The sequence below is a fragment of the Lactobacillus sp. C449L genome, from assembly GCF_059900815.1.
In genome coordinates this window covers 1-433 of record NZ_JBWXGA010000313.1, presented here as the reverse complement: position 1 = coordinate 433, position 433 = coordinate 1, and the positions used below count along the sequence as shown (strand labels likewise).

The window sequence follows — 433 nt, the reverse complement described above, 5'->3', positions numbered from 1 at the left end:
TCCAGGAGCTGGGTCGCGCCGCGCGCGGCGCGAAGGCGGGGAAGCAGAACGGCCAATGCCCCGACCGCGCCGGCGAGGAGACCTACGACGAGCAGCAGGAAATACGACACGGGCAGGAAACGGTAAGCAGAACGAGACCCGCTTATGGCATCCCGCCGCTCACTCCGCCAGTGGCAGGGTCAGAACGGGTTCCAGGTCGGGCTGTCGGTGAACTTGAGATAGCCCACGTTCACGCCGAGCGCAGGCCGATGCCGGTCCTGATCGGGACGACGACCGTGTCGTCCGCCCGCGCGGCCGTGAGCCCGACGCCGGCCACCAGATAGGCCGAGCCGTCGACCTCCAGGAACCGCTTGTAGAGCTCCGGCAGGCTCTGGAGATTGTAGACCAGCATCATGGTGCGGGCACCCTCGCCGCCCACGTCGAAGCCGAGCGT

General features: G+C 68.1%; 1 protein-coding gene. It reads right to left on the bottom strand.

Features of this window, described 5'->3' with window-relative positions; genetic code table 11:
* Nucleotides 1–229: 229 nt before the first annotated feature.
* On the bottom strand, nucleotides 230–433 hold a 204-nt coding region (locus AC2JF9_RS09550; protein WP_500727307.1), incomplete at its 5' end, for an EipA family protein.